The organism is Pseudovibrio sp. W64 (genome assembly GCF_001623145.1).
In the GTDB taxonomy this organism is placed as follows: domain Bacteria; phylum Pseudomonadota; class Alphaproteobacteria; order Rhizobiales; family Stappiaceae; genus Pseudovibrio.
In genome coordinates this window covers 1-627 of record NZ_LMCI01000045.1, presented here as the reverse complement: position 1 = coordinate 627, position 627 = coordinate 1, and the positions used below count along the sequence as shown (strand labels likewise).

The window sequence follows — 627 nt, the reverse complement described above, 5'->3', positions numbered from 1 at the left end:
AGTCTGTCGCTAGTGAAAAGAATTCAGTCGTTGCCCTGCCTCACCCAACTTATGGAAGCGGTGAGGAGGGGTATGGGCAGTTAACTGAGCGCCTAGGTTTGTATCTGCACTGTCTGGTTCTAGGGCGTACGAATGATACTGATTGCCATAATGGCAGAAATACTTGCCACAAAAAGGACGGGCAGGATCAAGGGCTCAACTATCCAATCACCGATTACGCCGTAAGAGATCAGCAAGGAAATAACACCCAGGAAGGCAAGAAAAAACAATTTCATACCGATGCTCAAGACAAGAACTGTCACAATGATATCAAAGATGTCGAGCTTTATGTGCCAGAGCCATATACCGATGCCGATCAGTGCAAATCCCCCGACAAGTGTCGCCAACTGAAACGTGGAGAGCGGTCCGGATGCCTGAATATAAATGCTCCAGAGTACGTTTCCGCCAATGCTGAAGGCAAGTATAGCTGCGTATTTTATGGCGAGACTGGCTTTACTCGGTGTCTGGTTTGGTTCTGTAGTGGCGTGTGTACTTTGGTTCCTGTCACTCTCAACCATCAATTTACTCAAAAATTCCTAGTGTTTTCAATGGCGCAACTGTCGCTCAGTTTGCTGATGCGTGTCCAGT

The 627-nt window shown here is 47.4% G+C and carries 1 protein-coding gene; it reads left to right on the top strand.

All coding sequences use genetic code 11. The annotated features are described in order from the left end of the window. A partial coding sequence (locus PsW64_RS27825) for a hypothetical protein (protein ID WP_206599582.1) occupies positions 1 to 627 on the top strand: 627 nt, incomplete at both ends.